This window comes from Corynebacterium maris DSM 45190 (assembly GCF_000442645.1).
Taxonomy (GTDB): domain Bacteria; phylum Actinomycetota; class Actinomycetes; order Mycobacteriales; family Mycobacteriaceae; genus Corynebacterium; species Corynebacterium maris.
On record NC_021915.1, the window covers coordinates 1,117,611 to 1,135,952 of the forward strand.

At 68.2% G+C, this 18,342-nt stretch carries 15 protein-coding genes; 8 read left to right on the forward strand and 7 right to left on the reverse strand.

Going from position 1 to position 18,342, the window contains the following annotated elements; translation table 11 throughout:
- Nucleotides 1-25: 25 nt before the first annotated feature.
- Complete coding sequence (locus tag B841_RS14185) at nt 26-433, forward strand: hypothetical protein (protein ID WP_041631762.1); 408 nt, start codon at nt 26-28, stop codon at nt 431-433.
- 59 nt (nt 434-492) lie between these two features.
- Entirely contained in the window at nt 493-1,023 is a 531-nt protein-coding gene (gene tatB, locus B841_RS05380) for a Sec-independent protein translocase protein TatB (protein ID WP_020934472.1), read from the forward strand.
- 8 nt (nt 1,024-1,031) lie between these two features.
- On the opposite strand, the gene B841_RS05385 is transcribed toward tatB, so the two are convergent.
- Genes B841_RS05385 through B841_RS05395 form a run of 3 tightly spaced genes read right to left on the reverse strand, consistent with a single transcriptional unit; the run spans nt 1,032 to nt 4,048 of the window.
- The gene (locus tag B841_RS05385; protein ID WP_020934473.1) at nt 1,032-2,162 is read right to left on the reverse strand and encodes an Mrp/NBP35 family ATP-binding protein; all 1,131 of its coding nucleotides are present in this window, start codon (nt 2,160-2,162) and stop codon (nt 1,032-1,034) included.
- 13 nt (nt 2,163-2,175) lie between these two features.
- Nucleotides 2,176-2,763, reverse strand: coding sequence for a DUF1003 domain-containing protein (locus tag B841_RS05390; protein WP_020934474.1), 588 nt, complete (start codon nt 2,761-2,763; stop codon nt 2,176-2,178).
- Nucleotides 2,756-4,048 (reverse strand): magnesium transporter MgtE N-terminal domain-containing protein, encoded by a 1,293-nt coding sequence (locus tag B841_RS05395; protein ID WP_020934475.1) that lies wholly within the window; start codon nt 4,046-4,048, stop codon nt 2,756-2,758. The genes B841_RS05390 and B841_RS05395 overlap by 8 nt, the downstream gene beginning before the upstream one ends.
- 98 nt (nt 4,049-4,146) lie before the next feature.
- Between B841_RS05395 and B841_RS05400 the strand changes: the two genes are divergently transcribed.
- Together B841_RS05400 and B841_RS05405 are read left to right on the forward strand one after the other, a co-directional pair.
- Nucleotides 4,147-4,695 carry a general stress protein gene (locus tag B841_RS05400; protein WP_020934476.1) on the forward strand — a complete coding sequence of 183 codons (549 nt, stop codon included), beginning with the start codon at nt 4,147-4,149 and terminating at the stop codon, nt 4,693-4,695.
- 45 nt (nt 4,696-4,740) lie between these two features.
- On the forward strand, nt 4,741-5,484 hold the full coding sequence (locus B841_RS05405; RefSeq protein ID WP_156844716.1) for a type 2 periplasmic-binding domain-containing protein: 744 nt from the start codon (nt 4,741-4,743) through the stop codon (nt 5,482-5,484).
- 98 nt (nt 5,485-5,582) lie between these two features.
- Here B841_RS05405 and B841_RS05410 read toward each other — a convergent pair whose 3' ends face one another.
- From B841_RS05410 to B841_RS05420, 3 genes are all read right to left on the reverse strand, one after another.
- A complete protein-coding gene (locus B841_RS05410; protein WP_020934478.1) occupies nt 5,583-9,335 on the reverse strand; it encodes a multifunctional oxoglutarate decarboxylase/oxoglutarate dehydrogenase thiamine pyrophosphate-binding subunit/dihydrolipoyllysine-residue succinyltransferase subunit in 3,753 nt (1,250 codons plus the stop codon).
- 119 nt (nt 9,336-9,454) lie between these two features.
- A complete protein-coding gene (locus B841_RS05415) occupies nt 9,455-13,111 on the reverse strand; it encodes an ABC transporter ATP-binding protein (protein ID WP_020934479.1) in 3,657 nt (1,218 codons plus the stop codon).
- A 43-nt stretch (nt 13,112-13,154) separates the two neighbouring features.
- Nucleotides 13,155-13,988: a hypothetical protein gene (locus tag B841_RS05420; RefSeq protein WP_020934480.1), complete on the reverse strand. Its 834-nt coding sequence runs from the start codon at nt 13,986-13,988 to the stop codon at nt 13,155-13,157.
- A 183-nt stretch (nt 13,989-14,171) separates the two neighbouring features.
- On the opposite strand from B841_RS05420, the gene B841_RS05425 reads away from it, so the two are divergent.
- The 4 genes from B841_RS05425 to B841_RS05440 all read left to right on the forward strand — a co-directional run bounded on the left by B841_RS05425 (nt 14,172) and on the right by B841_RS05440 (nt 17,762).
- Entirely contained in the window at nt 14,172-15,899 is a 1,728-nt protein-coding gene (locus B841_RS05425; RefSeq protein WP_020934481.1) for a carboxylesterase/lipase family protein, read from the forward strand.
- A gap of 77 nt (nt 15,900-15,976) precedes the next feature.
- Complete coding sequence (locus tag B841_RS14040) at nt 15,977-16,819, forward strand: hypothetical protein (RefSeq protein ID WP_020934482.1); 843 nt, start codon at nt 15,977-15,979, stop codon at nt 16,817-16,819.
- Between the two features lie 200 nt (nt 16,820-17,019).
- Nucleotides 17,020-17,277 carry a hypothetical protein gene (locus tag B841_RS05435; protein ID WP_020934483.1) on the forward strand — a complete coding sequence of 86 codons (258 nt, stop codon included), beginning with the start codon at nt 17,020-17,022 and terminating at the stop codon, nt 17,275-17,277.
- Nucleotides 17,278-17,282: 5 nt separating this feature from the next.
- Nucleotides 17,283-17,762 (forward strand): BLUF domain-containing protein, encoded by a 480-nt coding sequence (locus B841_RS05440; protein ID WP_020934484.1) that lies wholly within the window; start codon nt 17,283-17,285, stop codon nt 17,760-17,762.
- A gap of 12 nt (nt 17,763-17,774) precedes the next feature.
- On the opposite strand, the gene B841_RS05445 is transcribed toward B841_RS05440, so the two are convergent.
- A complete protein-coding gene (locus B841_RS05445; protein ID WP_041631763.1) occupies nt 17,775-18,305 on the reverse strand; it encodes a hypothetical protein in 531 nt (176 codons plus the stop codon).
- Nucleotides 18,306-18,342 lie beyond the last annotated feature (37 nt).

Consider the following 18,342-nt stretch of genomic DNA (forward strand, 5'->3'; position numbering starts at 1 on the left):
GTCGGTGAGGAGAGGACTGAAGTCTTTGTTGGATCACAGTGCGGGCCCGCGGGCCCGTCGACCGCGCCGGAAACGCCATTTCAGCTCGACTGAGCACCTGAGCCCGGAGGCCGTGGCCGCGTTCGCGGACAACGAGCTGGCCGGCTCCGCCGCGCATCGGGCGCGGGTGCATCTGGTGCAGTGCGACGTATGCCGCTTCGACACGCACAGCCAGCGCGGGACCGCGGACTGGCTGCGAGGGACCCATCTGGCGGAGGACGTGCGCGCGCCCCGCGATCTGGTGGCGCGGTTGGCGTCGCTGTCCGCGGGCCCGTTGACGCCGGGGCCGGACGCAGATTCCTTGCAGGCGGCCGGGACGGAAGATTTCTTCGACCGGATGGCGACGACTTTCCGGGCCTTGCGTCGACGCAACGGGCGCGGCGTCGAACGCTGAGACTCCTGGGGTGGGGCGTTCGATGAGCTTCCCCCCGGCGCTTTTACTAAGGTGAGTGTGTGTTTGACAATATCGGCTGGGGCGAAATACTCGTCCTGATCATCATTGCGGTGATCGTCATCGGTCCAGAACGCCTTCCTGACCTGATCAAGGACGTGCGTGCCGCCGCGTACGCGGCCCGTAAGGCGATCAACAATGCCCGCGCCGAGCTCGACGGCGGTTTCGGGGAGGAGTTCGATGAACTGCGGGAACCCATCTCCAAGGCGGCGGAATGGGGTAGGCTGGGCCCGCGTAAGGCGGTGACCAAGGCGCTGTTCGACGACGACGATTCTTTCTTGGATGACTTCGACCCGAAGAAGATCGTCGGCGACCCCACCACGACGTCCTCCTCGGCCACGCGGCCGGAACGTAAGGCCGCGCCGGCGGAGAAGGATCCGCTCGAGGCGCGGCGCGAGCAGATGATTGAAAACGCCCGGCGGCAGCAGCCGTCCGGCCGGGCGCAACAGCCGCCGCAGCCCGCGCCCGAGTCTGGGGACTCCAAGGGCGACTACGGCACCGGCGGAGGCTTTTCCTGGGCGGACGTCACCTAGCCGGAATTTTAGCTCCGGGTCACGCCCAGGCCGAGGGGTTTGCCGGCCAGGGAGTCACGACGCACGACGAGTTTCTCGACGATCTCCTCGATCCGCTTGGCCGACGGGGACTCCGGGTCGGAGATGGTCACCGGGTGGCCGTCGTCGCCGTGGACGCGCAGCTGCGGGTCCAGCGGCACCTGGCCGAGCAGCGGGACGTCCGAACCGGTGAGCACGCTGAGGCGGTCGGCGACGGTCTGGCCGCCGCCGGAGCCGAAGACGTCCATGGTGGAGCCGTCCGGCATCACCATGGCGGACATGTTCTCGATGACGCCGGTGATGCGCTGCCGGGTCTGCTGGCTCATGGAGCCGGCGCGCTCGGCGACCTCGGCGGCGGCGTTCTGCGGGGTGGTGACGATGAGCAGCTCCGCGTTGGGCAGCAGCTGCGACACCGACAGCGCCACGTCGCCGGTGCCCGGCGGCAGGTCCAGCAGCAGCACGTCCAGATCGCCCCAGAACACGTCGCCCAGGAACTGCTGGATGGCGCGGTGCAGCATCGGGCCGCGCCAGACGACGGGCGCGTTGCCGTCGACGAACTGGCCGATGGAGATGTGCTTCACGCCATGCGAGATCGGGGGCATGATCATGTCCTCGACGGCGGTGGCCTTCTGGGTGGAGCCCATCAGGCCGGGCACGGAGTGGCCGTAGATGTCGGCGTCCACGACGCCGACCTTCATGCCGCGACGGGCCATGGAGACCGCGAGGTTGACGGTCATCGAGGACTTGCCGACGCCGCCCTTGCCGGAGGCCACGGCCCACACGCGCGTGGTGGAGTCGGGCTGGGCGAAGGGGATGGTCGGTTCGTGGGCGTCACCGCGCAGGCTGTTGCGCAGCTCCTTGCGCTGCTCGTCGCTCATCACGTCGAGGGAGACGGTGACGTCACCGACGCCCTCGAGGTCGGCGACGGCCGCGCGGGTGTTGTTTTGGATGGTGCTTTTCATCGGGCAGCCGGCGATGGTCAGGTAGACCTCGACCGCGACGTCCGCGCCGTCGATGTCGATGGACTTGACCATGCCCAGCTCCGTGATGGGCTTGCCGATTTCCGGGTCTTCCACGGTCGCGAGCGCGCCGCGGACTGTCTGCTCAGTAATAGTGGTCATGATGATGGTGATCTTAGCCCCGATTTTGCTCGTTGTTAATCGAGGGGTCCGCCACATCGCCTTGGGTGGGGTCCGCCAGGTCTTCGGGGGAGGTGGTGGTGAGGTCGGAGGAGACGTCGTCGAGCTTCGATTCCATGCGTTCCAGCAGGGAACGCATGTCCTCGAGCTCGTGGCGGAGATAGTCGCGGGAGACCATGTCGCCGATGTTCAGCCGCACGTTGGCCAGCTCCCGGGCGATGAATTCGGTGTCCGCACGGGTCTGTTCGTCGCGGCGGCGGTCGGCGGCGATGGTGACCTTGTCGCGGTCCTCCTGCCGGTTCTGGGCGAGCAGAATCAGCGGCGCCGCGTAGGCCGCCTGCGTGGAAAACGCCAGGTTGAGCAGGATGAACGGGTACGGGTCCCAGTTCCACCAGAAGCCGCCGATGTTCAAGGCGATCCAGACGATCACGATCGCGGTCTGCCACATCAGGTAGCGCCCGGTGCCGAAGAAGCGGGCGACCTTTTCGGCGGCGGCGCCGATCGTTTCGTCGTCGAGACGGATCAGGCGGCGGCGTTTGCCGCCGGTCGGGACGGACAGGTCCGAGCGGTTGTCGTCAGCCACGGTGGGTCTCCCTCTCATGCGGTCGGATGCCGGTTTCCCGCCAGTCCTCGGGCAGCAGGTGGTCGAGCAGGTCGTCGACGGCGACGGCGCCCAACAGGTGGCCGTCGCCGTCGACGACGGGGCCGCACACCAGGTTATAGGTGGCGAAATAGCGGGCCGCGGTCTCCTGGTCGTCGTCCACCCGCAGCGAGGGGAGGTCGGGGTCGAGCACCCCGCCGATCAGCGTGGAGGGCGGCTCGCGCAGCAGCTTCTGCAGGTGTACGCAGCCCAGATACTGGCCGGTGGGGGTGGCCGTGGGCGGGCGGGCCACGAAAATCAGGGACGCCAGCGACGTCGGCAGACCCGGGTCCCGGGCCAGCGCGAGCGCTTCCGCGATCGTCGTCTGCGGGGTCAGCACGAGTGGTTCGGGGGTCATGATGGCGCCGACGGTGCCTTCCTTGAACGTCATCAGGCGGCGCACCGGGGCGGATTCCACCGGGTCCATCAGCTCCAGCAGGACTTCCGCCTTGGCGTGGTCCAAGTCATGCAGGATGTCGGCGGCGTCGTCCGGGTCCATCTCTTCGAGGACGTCGGCGGCGCGTTCGATGTCCAAGGCCTCGAGCAGCTGCGCCTGGTCGTCGTCGGGCAGCTCCGCCATGACGTCGGCGAGGCGTTCGTCGTCGAGCTCGCCGGCCAGTTCCCGGCGCCGCGGGTCGGGCAACCGGTTGAGGTAGCGGGCGACGTCCGCGGGGCGCATGTCCTCGATGGCGGCCAACGACTCCATCAAGGAGGCCGACGCGCCGGCGTCGCCCGTGTCCAGCCCGTGGACGCTGGCCCACGGCACGATGTGCAGGGCGCGGGCGCGGCGGAACTTCGCCCGCTGCGGGAACACCGCCACCCGGCTGATGACCCAGTCGCGGGTGCGGGTGCGGGCCAGTTCGACGTCGGCGATCTCGACGGCCTTGCCGTGCAGCTCCGGCAGCTCGGGGTCGTCGGTGTAGATCTTGGCGCTGACGAGATCGCCCATGACGGTCGCTTCGCCGGCGCGGGGCTGGAAGGTGCGCAGGGAGACTGAACCGGTCGCGAGCGTGACGTCGCCGGGTTCGATGGCGGCGATGCGCAGCATGGGCACGAAGATGCGGCGGCTGTTGCCCAGTTCCACGACGAGTCCGAGCGCCCGGGACGGCGTCGGCAGGGGACGGACGGTGACGACCACGTCGCGGACGCGGCCGATGACTTCGAAGTCCGGGCCGCGGACCTGCAGCCCCGACAGGCGTCCGGCGTAGACGCGGGCGGTTTCACTCATGGACGCCAGTGTAAACCCCCGTGCGGGGGAACTTATCTTTCGTTATAATCGTTGAATAGAGGAAAGTTCATCAAGTAAACCTATGAAAAGGAAGTGGCATGACCAACCCGCAGCCCGCCCGCTCCAACCAACCACGCCAACGCCCCACCGGCTGGCCGGTCGGCAGCTTCACCACTTACGCCGAGGCACAGGCCGCCGTGGACCGGCTCTCCGACGAGAAGTTCCCGGTGGAGAAGTTGTCCATCGTCGGCGTGGACCTCGTCGAGGTGGAAAAAGTCACCGGCCGGCTGACCTGGGGCAAGGTGATTGGCGGCGGCGCGGCCTCCGGCGCGTGGATGGGCATCTTCTTCGGACTGCTCTTCGGCATCCTGGGCGGGCCCCTGCTGGGCGCCCTGCTGTGGGGCATCGTCATCGGCGCGATCTTCGGCATCATCTTCGCCGCCGTGCCTTACGGCGTGAGCGGCGGTGACCGCGACTTCACCTCCCACACCCAGATCGTCGCCGGCCGCTACGACGTTCTCTGCGCGCCGGATCACGCCACCCGGGCCCGCGACATGATCGCCCAGATGGGCGTCGCTTTGCGCCACTCGCCGCAGGAGGACCCCGCCCCGCGCCCGGAGGAAGGCGACGACGGCCAGGGGCGTTAGAATCGGCGGAACCCCTTTCACCGCCTATCTTTCCCTGGGAGCACGATGAACCGCCGCCGACGCCCGCGCCACCCCTACGGTCCCCGGACCGGAATGGCGGCGCTGCTCGCCGCGGCGCTGGCCGTCACCGGATGCACCGCGGCGGAACCCGGCGCGGCGCCCCGGGCGGAAGACGCGCGCCCGACGGTGATTTCCGTCACGGACGGCGACGTCGACCTGGCCATCCTCGGCGAGGTCTACGCCCGGGTGCTGACCAGCGGCGGTTACGACGTGCAGTTGGAGATCCACTCCGCACAGGATCCGGTGTCCAGCGCGGATCGGCTGCTGGCGGGGGAGGCCGACTTCATCGTCGGGTGCACGGGGGAGTTGCTCGCGGACTTCAACCCGGCCGGGGCGGAGGAGATCATCGACCAGTGGCCGGAGCTCGAGGAGGAGGGCGTCGGCGGTTTCGTCGTCTACGACGAGCTGATCGCCTCCCTTCCCTCCCGGCTGTCCGCCACCGACCCGTCGTCCGCCACCAGTTGCGACGACGCCGCCGAGGAGCAGGGGTTGACCCAGCAGGTGGTGCCGATTTTCGGTGCGACGTTGTTCGACCGCGAGCAGCGCGAGGCGCTGACCGGCATCACCCGGTTGATCACCACCGCGGACCTCGAGGACATGGAGGAGGCGGCGGAGGAGACCGGTTCGGTGGTGGAGGCGGTGGATGAGTGGGTGCTGGACAACGAGGCACGCTCCGGCGGCGCCTTCGAAGACGACCGGGAAGACGTGAGCTACCTGTACACGCCGTAGCCCCGGCACAAAAATACGCCCCCGCTTCCCTCGCCCTCGGCATGTCGCCGAGGTGGGGGAGGCGGGGGCGTGGTCTTCGCCTGGCGCTTTGAAGTGCGCTAGAAGTCGAAGGCCTCGTCCATCAGCTGCTTCTGCTCCAGCTGGTGGACCTTGGCGATGCCGGTTGCGGTCGAGGACTGCGCGCGGCGGGAGACGCGCGTCATGCGCGGCATCTCCGGCAGCAGCTCGTGCAGGTGCTCGTTGTAGAACGGCCAGGCGCCCTGGTTGGCCGGCTCATCCTGGACGAAGCGGACGTTTTCGAGGTTCGGGTAGGACTCGAAGGCGTCGCGCAGGCGGTTGAACGGGATCGGGTGCAGCATCTCGACGCGGACGATGGCGACGTCCTCGCGCTCGCGCTTGGCGCGCTCCTTTTCCAGTTCGTAGTAGATCTTGCCGCTGACCAGCATGACGGTCTTGACGGCGTCGACGTCGCCGACCTTCTTGCCGTCGCGGTCGACCAGGCGCGGGTCGTTGATCACGGACTGGAACTTCTTCACGTCGGTGAAGTCGCTCGGCTGTGAGGTGGCGTCCTTGTTGCGCAGCATCGACTTCGGGGTGAAGACGACCAGCGGGCGGGCCATGGTGCCCAACGCGTGGCGGCGCAGCAGGTGGAAGTGGTTGGCCGGGGTGGTCGGCTGGGCGACGGTCATGGAGCCTTCGGCCGCCATCTGCAGGAAGCGCTCGGGGCGGGCGGAGGAGTGGTCCGGGCCCTGGCCCTCGTAGCCGTGCGGCAGCAGCAGGATGACCTTGGACAGCTGACCCCACTTGGCCTCGCCGGAGGAGACGTACTCGTCGACGATGGTCTGGGCGCCGTTGACGAAGTCACCGAACTGGGCCTCCCAGGCGACGACGGCGTCGAGGTTGCCCACGGAGTAGCCGTACTCGAAGCCCATGCCGGCGAACTCGGTCAGCGCCGAGTTGTACACCAGGAACCTGCCGCCGTTGCCGGTCTCCTGCGCGGCCTCGTGCAGCGGGTTGTATTCTTCGCCGGTCTCCGGGTCGAGGGCGACGGCGTGGCGCTGGGTGAAGGTGCCGCGGCGGGAGTCCTCGCCCGCGAGGCGGACGAGCTTGCCTTCGGCGGCGAGAGAACCGAAGGCGAGCAGTTCGCCCCAACCCCAGTCGATGCCGCCGTCGGTGACGGACTGGGAGCGCTTCTTGGCCACCGGCTTGACGCGCTTGTGGTAGTTGAAGCCCTCCGGCGGGGTGCCGTAGGCCTCGCCGAGCAGGTCGAGGGTCTCCTGGGTGACGGAGGTGTCCAGGCCGGTGGACAGCTCCTGGGAGGAGGTGATGCCGGTCTGCTCTTCCGGACCGGCGTTCTCGGCTTCCTTGACTTCCTGGAAGACGGACTCCATCTGGTCGGCGAAGTCTCGGGCGGCTGCCTCGACTTCTTCCTCGCTCAGGTCGTGCCGGCCGGTGAGCTCCTCGGTGTACTGGGCACGGACCGTCGGGCGGTCGTCGATGAGGTCGTACATCTGCGGCTGGGTCATCGACGGGTCGTCGGCCTCGTTGTGGCCGCGGCGGCGGTAGCAGATCAGGTCGATGAAGACGTCCTTGCCGAAGCGGCGGCGGTACTCGGTGGCCAGGCGGGCCACCCAGACGACGGCCTCGGGGTCGTCGCCGTTGACGTGGAAGACCGGGGAGTCGAAGCCCTTGGCCAGGTCGGTGGCGTAGTAGGTCGAGCGGCCGGAGTCCGGGGTGGTGGTGAAGCCGACCTGGTTGTTGACCACGATGTGGACGGTGCCGCCGACGGTGTAGCCGCGCAGCTGGGACAGGTTGATGGTCTCCTGGACCACGCCCAGGCCGGCGAAGGAGGCGTCGCCGTGCAGCATCAGCGGCATGACGGTGTAGCCGTCCTCCTCGTTGCCCTTGTCCAGCAGGTCCTGCTTGGCGCGCGCCAGGCCGACCATGACCGGGTCGACGGCCTCGAGGTGCGAGGGGTTGGCGGTCAGGGAGACGTCGATTTCGCCGTCGCCGAACATCTGCAGGTAGCGGCCTTCGGAGCCCAGGTGGTACTTGACGTCGCCGGAGCCACCGACCTGGCCGCCGGTCATCTGGCCCTCGAACTCGGTGAAGATCTGGGCCAGCGGCTTGCCCACGACGTTGAACAGGACGTTCAGGCGGCCGCGGTGCGGCATGCCGATGACGACCTCGTCGAGGCCCTGGCCGGCGGCGGTGTCGATGGCGGCGTCCATCAGCGGGATGAGCGACTCGGCGCCTTCCAGCGAGAAGCGCTTCTGGCCGACGTACTTGGTCTGCAGGAAGTTCTCGAAGGCCTCGGCGGAGTTGAGCTTCTGCAGGGTGTACTTCTGTTCCGCGGTGGTCATCTTCGGCATGCCCGCCTCGAGGCGGTCCTGCAGCCATTCGCGCTCGTCGCGGTCCAGGATGTGGCTGTACTCGGTGCCGACCTGCAGGGTGTAGGCCTCGCGCAGGGTGGTGAGCACGTCGCGCAGCGTCATGGTCTCGCGGCCGGCGAAACCGCCGACGTTGAAGGTGCGGTCCAGGTCCCACAGCGTCAGGCCGTGGGAGCGCATGTCCAGGTCGCGGTGGTCCGGGATCGCCAGTCCGGGCTGCTGCCAACCGATCGGGTTGGTGTCGGCGATCAGGTGGCCGCGGGAGCGGTACGCGTCGATGAGCTGCATGACGCGGGTGTTCTTGTCGATGCCGGTGTTCGGCAGGTCCTGGGACCAGCGCATCGGCTGGAACGGGACGTTCTTGGACTCGAAGATGTGGTCCCAGAACTTGTCGTCGACCAGCAGCTGGGAGATGGTGCGCAGGAACTCGCCCGACTCGGCGCCCTGGATCACGCGGTGATCGTAGGTCGAGGTCAAGGTGACGAGCTTGCCGATGCCCAGCTCGGCGAGGCGGTCCTCGGAGGAGCCGGCGAATTCGGCCGGGTAGTCCATGGCGCCGACGCCGATGATGGCGCCTTGGCCCTTGGTCAGGCGCGGGATGGAGTGGCGGGTGCCGATTCCGCCCGGGTTGGTCAGGGAGATGGTCACGCCCTGGTAATCGTCCAGCTTCAGGTCGCCGGTCTGGGAGCGCTTGACGATGTCGTCGTAGCCGTCGACGAACTCGTCGAAGGACATCTTCTCGCATTCCTTGATGGCGGCGACCACCAGGGCGCGGGAGCCGTCCTTCTGGGGCAGGTCGATGGCCAGGCCCAGGTTGACGTGCTCCGGGGTGACGACGGACGGCTTGTTCTTGTCGTCCAGCTCGTAGGAGACGTTCATGTCCGGATGGGCCATGACCGCACGGACCAGCGCGTAGCCGATGATGTGGGTGAAGGAGACCTTGCCGCCGCCGACCCGCTTGAGGTGGTCGTTGAGCAGGGACCGGTTTTCAAACATCAGCTTGACCGGCATGTCGCGCACGGTGGTGGCCGTGGGCACCTCGAGCGACTCATCCATGTTCTTGGCGATCGCGCGGAACATGCCCTTGAGCTGGGCAGAGCCGGCCTCCGGGGCGTCCTTGGCGCGGTCCATCGGCGAGGTCGGGGCCTTCTTCGCCGGCTTCTTCGGCTCGGCGGACTCGCGCTGAGCGGCCTTCTCGGCCTGCTTCTTCTCAGCGGCGCCGGCCCGTCCGGCCTCCTTGTTGGCGCCCGAGGCCCGCGCCTTGTCGGCGGTGGCCGACTCGGTGCGCAGGGTGCCCTGGGACTTGTCCTGGGATCCGGAGCGGGACGCGGTGGTGGGGGCCCCGCCCTTTTCAAACAGGTCCCGCCATTCCTTGTCCACGGAATTGGGGTCCTGCTGGAACTGGTGGAACATTTCGTCTACCAGCCATTCGTTCTGGCCGAAAGTACTAGCGCTGCTCACGGCAGAGGCTCTCCTCTAAATTGATTCGCGTATGGTTTTCACCAACTGTAGGTGTCCTACCCAGAGTAGCGCTTATCCGGCCCTTCTCTAGTCAGCGCCGATCAGGCGCGCCACCCCCATTATCGGTTGACCGCCCACATTTCCGCGTAAATGCCCTCATTTTCTAGCAGCTGAATGTGAGATCCGTCTTCCATGACCTGTCCGTCGGCGATGACCACGATCCGGTCCGCGCGTTGCGCGGTCGCCAACCGGTGCGCGACGACGACGGAGGTCCGGCCCCGGGTGGCGCGGTCGGACGCGGCCAAAAACGCCGCTTCCGTGGCGGGGTCCAGGGTGGCGGTCGCCTCATCGAGCAGCATCACGTCCGGGTCTAAGAGTTCAGCGCGCGCCAACGCGATGATCTGCCGCTGCCCGGCGGATAATCCGCGGCCGCGTTCACCGACCGCCGCGTGGAAGCCGCCCGGGACGTCGGCGATGACGTCGAGCGCGCCGATGCGGCGCACCGCCTCTTCCACCTCGGCGTCGGTGGCCTCCGGGAAGCCGTAGCGGATGTTGTCGGCGACGGTGCCCATGAACAGGTGCGCCTCCTGCGGCACCTGCACCATGGCGCGGCGCCACTCGGGCAGCGGGAAGTCACGGACGTCCGTGCCGTCGGCGGACACCCGCCCGGCGACGGGGTCGTAGAAGCGGGCCAGCAGTTTGAGCACGGTGGACTTGCCGGCCCCGGTCGGGCCGACCACGGCGACGGTGGTGCCGGGTTCAATGCGCAGGTCCAGATCCTCGGCGACGTTCGGCGCCTCCGCGGAGTAGGCGAAGTCGACGCCTTCGAGCGCGAGTTCACCGCGGGCGGCGGACGCGGCGCCGGGGCGGCGGCCGTCGTCACGCACGCTCGGGGTCGTGTCCAGCAGGTCGGTGATGCGGCCGAAGCTGACGGAGGCCTGCTGCCAGGAATCGAAGACCGAGCCCAGCGACTGGATCGGCCCGTAGAGCTGGCCCAGGTACATCAGGTATGCCACCAGCACGCCGGCGGAAAGTTCTCCGTCCGCGACGGCAACCGCGCCGAATCCCAAGACGATCGCCGTGGTGATCTGTGAGATCGCCTGCATGCCGGCGAAGTAGAGGGAGACGATGACCTGGGAGCGCACGCGCAGGCGCCGGTAGACGTCGGCTTCGGCGGTGAAGCGTCGCAGCAGATGCCCGGTCATGGAGTGCATCTGGGTGATGCGCAGCCCGGAGATGTTTTCCTGGAAATCGCCGTTGACGGCGGAGATCTGCTCGCGGGCGGCGCTGTAGTAGCGCCGGGAGATGCGCCGGAAGATGACCGTGGCCACCACGATCAGCGGGATGGCGGCCACCGCGATCAGCGACAGGCCCGGGTCGGTGACCACGAGCAGGACGAGCACGCCCAGCAGCGTGCCCAGCGAGACCACGGCTTGGGCCAGCGCAGTCTGCAAAAAGCGCGACAGGGTGTCGATGTCGGTGGTCATGCGCGTCAGGATCTTGCCGGACAGGGTGGCGTCGTAATAGTCGACCCCCAACCGTTGCAGGTGCGCGTACGAGCGCAGCCGCAGTCCGTAGAGCAGGCGTTCGCCGGAGCGCGAGGTGATGATGGTCTGCGCCCAGGCGGCGACCCAGGCCACGGCGACCACGGCCACGCCCGCGGCGGCGATCAGCCACAGGGTGCGCCCGGTGGGGTCCTGGGTGCCGTCGTCGACGGCCACGCGCATCAGGGCGGGGAACGCCAGGTCGGCGAGCACGCCGACGATCATGAGGCCGACGGCGGCGGCGATGAGCCACTTGACCGCGCCGAAAAGGTCGCGGACCTGGAACGGGGTGTCTTTGGCGCGCAGCGACTGCGCGTCGAGGGCGGGTTGCTCGGTGGCGGGCGGGAGCTTGTCGACGTCCGCCAACAGCTCCTCGGTCGCCGTGATCGCGGCGGCGGAACGGTGCCCGCCGAGGGAGGCGGAGGCGTCGATGACGTGCTCGGAACTACCGGCCTCGACGTCCGGCCACAGCAGCGCCGGGTCGGGTTCGACGGCCTCGGCGGGACGCTCGGGCAGCACCTCGGCGTCGGCGTCGACGCGTCCGTGGTCGACGACGATGACCTCCTCGGTCAGCGCCAGCGTGGAACGCCGGTGGGCGATCGCCACGACGGTGACGTCGGTGAGTTCCTCACGCAGTCCGGTGAGGATGGCGTGTTCGGTGGCGGCGTCGATGGCGCTGGTGGCGTCGTCGAGGATGAGCACGCGCGGGCGCGCGAGCAGGGCGCGGGCCAAGGCGATGCGCTGGCGTTGCCCGCCCGAGAGCGTCAGGCCGCGTTCGCCGACGACGGTGGCGTAACCTTCGTCGAGTTCGACGATGAAGTCGTGGGCCTGGGCGAGCCGGGCGGCGTGCTCGACCTCGGCGTCGGTGGCGGACGAACCCATCGCGATGTTGTCGCGGATGGACGATGAGAACAGGAAGGCCTCGTCGAAGACGCAGATCACCGCGTCGCGCAGCGCGGTGGTGGAGACCTTCTCGTAACCGAGGGCGTTTCCGTCGGCGTCCAGCAGCGAGATCCGCCCGGCGTCGGGGGCGTAGAAGCCGCCGGCGAGCTGGACGGCGACGGATTTGCCGGACCCGGGCGGGCCGACCATCGACAGCGAGCCACCGGCGGGCACGGTGAAGCTCAACCCGTCGAGCACCCGGTGGTCGCCGTGGGAGAACTCGACGCCGTCGAAACGCAGGCCCAGCGGGCCGTCGGGGAGCGGGGCCGGATCGGCGGGTTCGTCGTAGGCGGGGTTCTCCGGTTCCAGCGCCAGGATGTCGTCGATGCGTTCGACCGAGGCGACGGACAGCTGGTAGGTGATGTAGGAGTTGGCCAGCATGGTCACGTTCTGGGTGAGCGTGGTCAGATACGCGGAGAAGGCGAAGAAGACGCCGACGGTGATGTCGCCGCGCATGACCAGGATCCCGCCGAGCAGGATGGTGGCCACCAGCGCCAGGCGCGGCAGCTGCGTCATGGTGGGCTGGAACCGCGCGGTGAGCTTCGCCGCGCGCATCTTCACCGAGTAGAGGATCCGACCCAACGCGTCCAGCCGGTCGATCTCCCGGTCCTCCTGGGCGAAGGCCTTGACCACGCGCACGCCGGTGACGGACTGCTCGACCTGGGTCGACAGGTCCGCCGTGGCCTGCTGGTTGACCCAGGTGGCCGCGTAGAGCGACTTACGCGAGACGAAGGCGGTCACCGCCAGCAGCGGGATCATCACCAGCGCCACGACCGTCAACCGCGGGGAGACGGTGAGCATGACGCCCACGGTCAGCAGCAGCTGCAGCGCGCGCCCGGCGACGATGGGGCCCAACGCCATGACGGTCTGGACCTGGCCCAGGTCGCTGATCGCGCGGGAGGCTACCTGCCCGGTGACGATGCGGTCCTGGCCCGGACCGTCGAGGCGTTGCAGCGTATCCAGGATGCGCACGCGCATGTCGTGCTGGGTGTCCACGGACAGCCGGGCCTGCGCCCACCGGCGCACGACGTTGAAGGCGTACTGGCCCACCGCCACCACGATGAGTGTGACCACGGTGGCCTGCAGCGTGGTCAGGGTCGGAAACAGCCGGCCGGCGGCGGTGGTCTCGTCCGCGCCGATTGCACCGGTGGCCACGTCGATGGCGGAGCCGGTCAGCAGCGGCACCAGCACCTGCAGCCCTACGGCGAGGAAAGCGAAGAGCACGGCGAGGGCGGCGATGTTCTTGCGGCGCACGACGGCGCGGGTCAGGAGGCGGAAACCTCGGCTCATGGGGGCGCCTCCTTCAGTGGCGGGGATGATGGTCGGGGAAGGGTCAGTCGTCCAGCTCGTCGATGACGGCGGCCTCCTCCTTCGTGGGCTGGGGCAGCGCGTCGAGCTCGACGGTGAAATCGCGCGGGGCGGGGCCGAAGGACAACGCGGTGTTGGCGATGACGTCCTTGGCCAGTTTGCGGTTGGCCACGGTGCCGATGACCGCACCGATGCCCAACGGCATGATTTTACCCACCCAACCGCGGGTCAGGCGTTTGCCGAAGCGCTTGAGCGCCGCCTTCAACAACCGGCTGTTGATCCCGCCGAGCTTGACCGGCGACAGGCGGCCGATCCAGCTGGTGGCCGGGACCTTCGCGGCGCGTGCGGCACTGGCGGAGCTCAAATCGCCGACGACGGTGTCGACGATCGCGGAGCCCTGCGAGCCCAGTAAGGCCACCAGGATCAGTGCGCGGCGGCGCTGCGGGTCGGTGACGTCCACGCCGCGCAGGTGCGCGCTGGCCAGGGTGTAGAAGGCCGCGGCGTCCAGAAACAGCAGCGACTCCGCCCCGATGGCGGCCGTGCCGGTGAGCAGGCCGATGCCGGGAATGGCGGCGGTCGCGCCGACGCTCGCGCCGGAGCCGGTCGCCAGCCGCCGGAAATGGGCGTCGAGCTTGTCCTGGATCTGGGCGGGGGAGGCGTCCGGGTTCTTGCGGCGCAGCCGGGCGACGTACTTGACGATGACGCCGGTCTGCAGCGCCACCGCCCGGTCGAGCGCCTGGATGAACACGCGCGCGGCCGGTCCGGCGTTGTCCTCGATGGTCTTGGGGTCCGAGCCCAGCGCGTCGAGGACGGAGTCGTCGAGGCGCGTGGAGTCGGCGTCGGTGGTGTGTCGGGCCATGGTCGATCGCCTCACTGTTCTTCGGATGCGGTGGTCGGGGGAGCGTGATTCACGTTCTACTCCCGCCCGGTACACCCTCTCCAACATCAACAGGTACCGGCTAATTCCAGCCAGGAGAAAACAAGCAGGTCAGCGCATAAAATGCACAGGCAATATCCAGTAAAGAAAGTTATTCTGGAAAGCATGACACTTACCGCCACAACACTGTCCGGCCCCGTGGTCCCCACCACCGCCGGCGACGTGCGCGGGTTGCTCGACGAGGACCGGGAACTGATGACCTGGCGCGGCGTCCCCTTCGGCGCCGACACCTCCGGGGCGCACCGATTCTCCGCCCCCCGACCGGCCCAACCCTGGACCGGAGTCCGCGACTGCATCGACTTCGGCCCACCCGCCCCGCAGCCGACCTACTCGCTGAACGACGCCGTCGCCGGCAGCGAAGACTGCCTCCACCTCGACATCGTCCGCCCCGCCACCCACGCCACCCTGCCCGTCGTGGTCTACCTCCACGGCGGCTCTTTCCTCATGGGCGCCAGCCACCAACGCCTGTTGCGCGGCTACGAAATGGCGCTGGGCATGGACGTCGTCTACGTCTCCGTGAACTTCCGCCTCGGCGCCCTCGGCTACCTCGACTACCGCTCCGTACCCCTCGGCGAAGACGACGAGCCCTGCGTGGCCAACCCCGCCATCCACGACCAACTCCTCGCCCTGGAATGGGTCCGCGACAACATCGCCGAATTCGGCGGCGACCCCGACAACGTCACCCTCATGGGCGAATCCGCCGGCGGCGCCGCCGTGACCACCCTGATGTGCGTGCCCGCGGCCGAAGGACTCTTCCACCGCGCCATCGCCCAATCCCCGCCCGTGGCCTCCATCCACTCCCGCGCCCAATCCACGATGTGGATCCGCGACCTGCTCGCCGGCCTCGACGTCGACGACACCGCCGCCGAAGACATCACCCTCGGCGACCTGCGCGATCTGGACGCCGCCGAACTCGTGCGTGCCGGGCAGACCATGCTCTTCCAGGGGCGCGAACTCATGCACCTCAACCCGTGCTTTTCTCCGACGGTGGACGGTGAACTGCTGCCGGACCACCCCTTCGAGGCTTTCGCGGCCGGCGACCAGATGAAAATTCCGCTGGTCATCGGCTCCAACCTCGATGAGATCGGGTTTTCCCGCTTCATGTACCAGCGCTCCAAAAAGCGCGGCAGCGTCGCCCGGCAGCTGCTGAAGGTCTTCGACCCGTTGGCCGCCCCAGGCGTGCTCGAGGCCTACGACGGCGGCGTCCAGCGCAAGGATTTTGCCGACCTGCTCAGCGACGCCGTGTTCTGGGCGCCCGCCGTACGCGTCGCGGAGGCGCACAGCCAGTGGGCGCCCACTTGGCTTTACCGCTTCGACTACGCCCCGCAGCTGCTGCGCTGGCTGGGGCTCGGCGCGATGCACTCGTTGGAGCTGTCCGTCATCTTCGGCGACCCGGGGGCGCACCGGGCGGTGAACTTCGCCAAGTACGGCGGCCTCGGCGGGTTGGAGGAGGTCATGGAGACCATGCAGTACGAGTGGGCGCACTTCTTCCACACCGGCGGCGTGGCCCCGGATTGGCCCGAGTACGTCACCGACTCCCGCCTGGGGGAGAAGCGGGCCACGATGATCTTCAACGTCGAGTCCGAGGTCGTCCACGACCCCGAGCCGGAAAAGCGCGTCGCCTGGGAAGGCTTCGACCTCACCGAGTGGGGCGTGGGTCGTCCGGACCTGCTCGCGGAGCTCGGCCTCCTCGCCGAAGTCGCCGCCGGGGATCGCCCGGAGGACGTCGACGGCGAGGCGGATGAGGTGGCCGCTGCGCCGGAGCCGGGTTCCCCCGGCAAAGACGCGGGAACCAGGGGCTTATGGTCGGCGTTGCGTAGGCGGCGGGGCTAGGCTGGAGGAGGTCCTCCGCCCAAGCCCGGGCGGTTGATTCACCTTGGACCCCGATCAGGGAAGGACGACGGTCTAACATGAGCTTTTTCGAGGAGATCGCGGCAGCGCTCGACCAGGACGGCATCGAATCCCGAGTTCACGACGACACCATGTTCGTGCCGATCACGTCCGATCTGGAGATCCAGTTCGTGGAAATCGACGCGTTGATGCCGGCGGCCAACGTCTACATCGCCGCCGCCGACGTCGACGAGGACGACGAGGATTTTGAGGCCGTGCTGGTCTCGGTGGTGTTCTCCGTGGCGGACGCCGCGAGCACCGTCGCCCGCCACGTGGCCACCGACCAGGTGGTCACCGTGCTGCGCGACCTGCTGGAGGGCACCGACGAGCGCATCGGCGACCTGGAGTTCTTCCAGGACACGGTGAACGCCAACCTGGTGCGCGCCGAGGTCGGAGAGAACTCGGAGCTGCAGGTCCTGGTCGAGGTCGTCGGCGAGACGCCCACCGCCGCCGTGGAATTTTTGACCGTGGGCTCCCAGCAGGACGACCTGCTGGACGAGGTCATCGACGAGTTCTGGGAGTCCGACGCCGAGGCCACCTTGAGCGACGAGGACAAGCAGCGACTCTTCGGCGGCGCCGACGTCGTGGACGAGGTCCTGGACCTGGGGTCTTTCACCGACTTCGACCGGCTTTTCGACGTCCTGTCGCTCGCCGCCGATCAGGCCGAGGACTGGGAGGAGCAGCTGTTGCCCTTCGACGACGAGGAATTCGACGAGCCGGACGTCTACGACCTCTACGGCGAAGACGACTACGACGACGAGGATGAGGACGAAGACGACCTTGACGTGGAGGACGTCGTCGATGACCTGGAGCTCGTGGACGTCGACGAGGACGAAGACGCCGGGGTCCAGGACGAGCGCTGATTGAGCCGGTCGCTGACGGGCCTGTGAGCGTCGGGCCCGCCCCATAAGGAGAATGCCATATGGGGCTCTGCTATCCTATGGTCTGACCAGTCACGGCATTCCGTGCTGAGAGACGGCCGTTTCGGAGAGGCGGCGCCGTCTTTTCCATGATTTCCCGCGTCACCCCGAATGACGCTCGTCTCCGGTTGCATGAGGAGAGCATGAAAACACACCCGGAGGCGGACACGCCCGGATTAAGAGACGCAGACGGCCAGCAGTTTGTGTGGTCGGAAGTCGAACCGGGTTTCTACGCCGGAAGCTGTGCCGGAAATTTCCTCGGCTACATCGACCAGAATCTGCGGGGAATTTTCGTCGCGCACGACATGACGTCGCACGTCATCGGTGAATTTTCCACGTTGGAAGAGGCGATGGAGAGCCTGACGGCGCTGTTTTTGTCTCGATCAGAAGAAGAGGTGTGAGGGACATGGCGCACACTGACCGCCCCCGCCCAGACGGCGTGATGTACGCGGGCAAGCTGAAGTACCTCGTGTACACGAGCGTGGCCGCCCCCGGCCTCAACGACGACGACCTGGACGCGATCCTCGCAGTCGCCAGGCGGCACAACGCTTCGGCCGACATCACTGGCCTGCTGCTGCTGCGCGGCGGCATGTTCGTGCAGTTCTTGGAAGGCACGGCCGAAGACATAGACCAGTTGCTTGCCAGCATCCGCCGGGATGAGCGGCACACCGACGTCAAGGTGATCATCGAAGAGCCCGTGGACCGGCGACGGTTCCCGGACTGGCGGATGGGATTCCGGCGACCCCGGGAAACCGCCGCACCCCGCCGAGGCGGCGTCCGCGACAGTTTCCACGACCTCACGTCGGGCTCGGCCCGAGAAGTCGTGGAAAGGGCGGCCACAGAGTTTTCTCTGTGGTTCCGGGTCACAGAGGGCGTCACCGGCTAGGGGCCCGGACGGTCACGCGGCGGCGGAAAACCCCGCGTACAACGAGGCGGGGGAGCGCACCGGCGTGAATTCCCCGTCCGCCATCCACACGTACGTGGGCGACTGGCCCTCGCCGATCTCATGGACGCTGCGCACGTGGCCTTCGCCGATCAGCGCCCGCACCCACGCCTCGGCGGCGAGGGAGGCGACCCGTCCGCCCCGCGGGTCGGTGATGCGCAGGCTGATCAGGTAGGCGGGTGTCCGCGCCGAGCCGTACTCCAGCACGCGTTGACGCGCCACCTCGCCCACCCGGTGCCGAGTGACGGTGATACTCAGCGGCGGTACGCCGGGCGCGCGCGGCGTCACCTTCGACGGCGGGCGCCACGACGCCACCGGACGGGCCAGAGAGCGCGGATGGTGGATGATGGAATCCAGGTCGTGGAGCGTGGCGGGTTCGCGGCGGCGGAGGTCGTCGGCGATCTCCCAGGCTGCGGCAGGGGTGGTGTGGTCGGCGGAAGTCGGGGAAGCTGGTCGGCGGGAAAGGTTGTGCATGCTTCGTTCCATGTCTTGACACACTAGAAGACGGCTCGAACGTACGGCC

Excerpts from the sequence above, each read along its gene's own strand:
- B841_RS05425 (WP_020934481.1), top strand. The coding sequence starts at position 14,172 with ATGACACTTACCGCCACAACACTGTCCGGCCCCGTGGTCCCCACCACC.
- B841_RS05435 (WP_020934483.1), top strand. The coding sequence starts at position 17,020 with ATGAAAACACACCCGGAGGCGGACACGCCCGGATTAAGAGACGCAGAC.
- B841_RS05415 (WP_020934479.1), bottom strand. The coding sequence starts at position 13,111 with ATGAGCCGAGGTTTCCGCCTCCTGACCCGCGCCGTCGTGCGCCGCAAG.
- B841_RS05445 (WP_041631763.1), bottom strand. The coding sequence starts at position 18,305 with ATGGAACGAAGCATGCACAACCTTTCCCGCCGACCAGCTTCCCCGACT.
- B841_RS14040 (WP_020934482.1), top strand. The coding sequence starts at position 15,977 with ATGAGCTTTTTCGAGGAGATCGCGGCAGCGCTCGACCAGGACGGCATC.
- B841_RS05420 (WP_020934480.1), bottom strand. The coding sequence starts at position 13,988 with ATGGCCCGACACACCACCGACGCCGACTCCACGCGCCTCGACGACTCC.
- B841_RS05405 (WP_156844716.1), top strand. The coding sequence starts at position 4,741 with ATGAACCGCCGCCGACGCCCGCGCCACCCCTACGGTCCCCGGACCGGA.
- B841_RS05400 (WP_020934476.1), top strand. The coding sequence starts at position 4,147 with ATGACCAACCCGCAGCCCGCCCGCTCCAACCAACCACGCCAACGCCCC.
- B841_RS05385 (WP_020934473.1), bottom strand. The coding sequence starts at position 2,162 with ATGACCACTATTACTGAGCAGACAGTCCGCGGCGCGCTCGCGACCGTG.
- B841_RS05440 (WP_020934484.1), top strand. The coding sequence starts at position 17,283 with ATGGCGCACACTGACCGCCCCCGCCCAGACGGCGTGATGTACGCGGGC.
- B841_RS05395 (WP_020934475.1), bottom strand. The coding sequence starts at position 4,048 with ATGAGTGAAACCGCCCGCGTCTACGCCGGACGCCTGTCGGGGCTGCAG.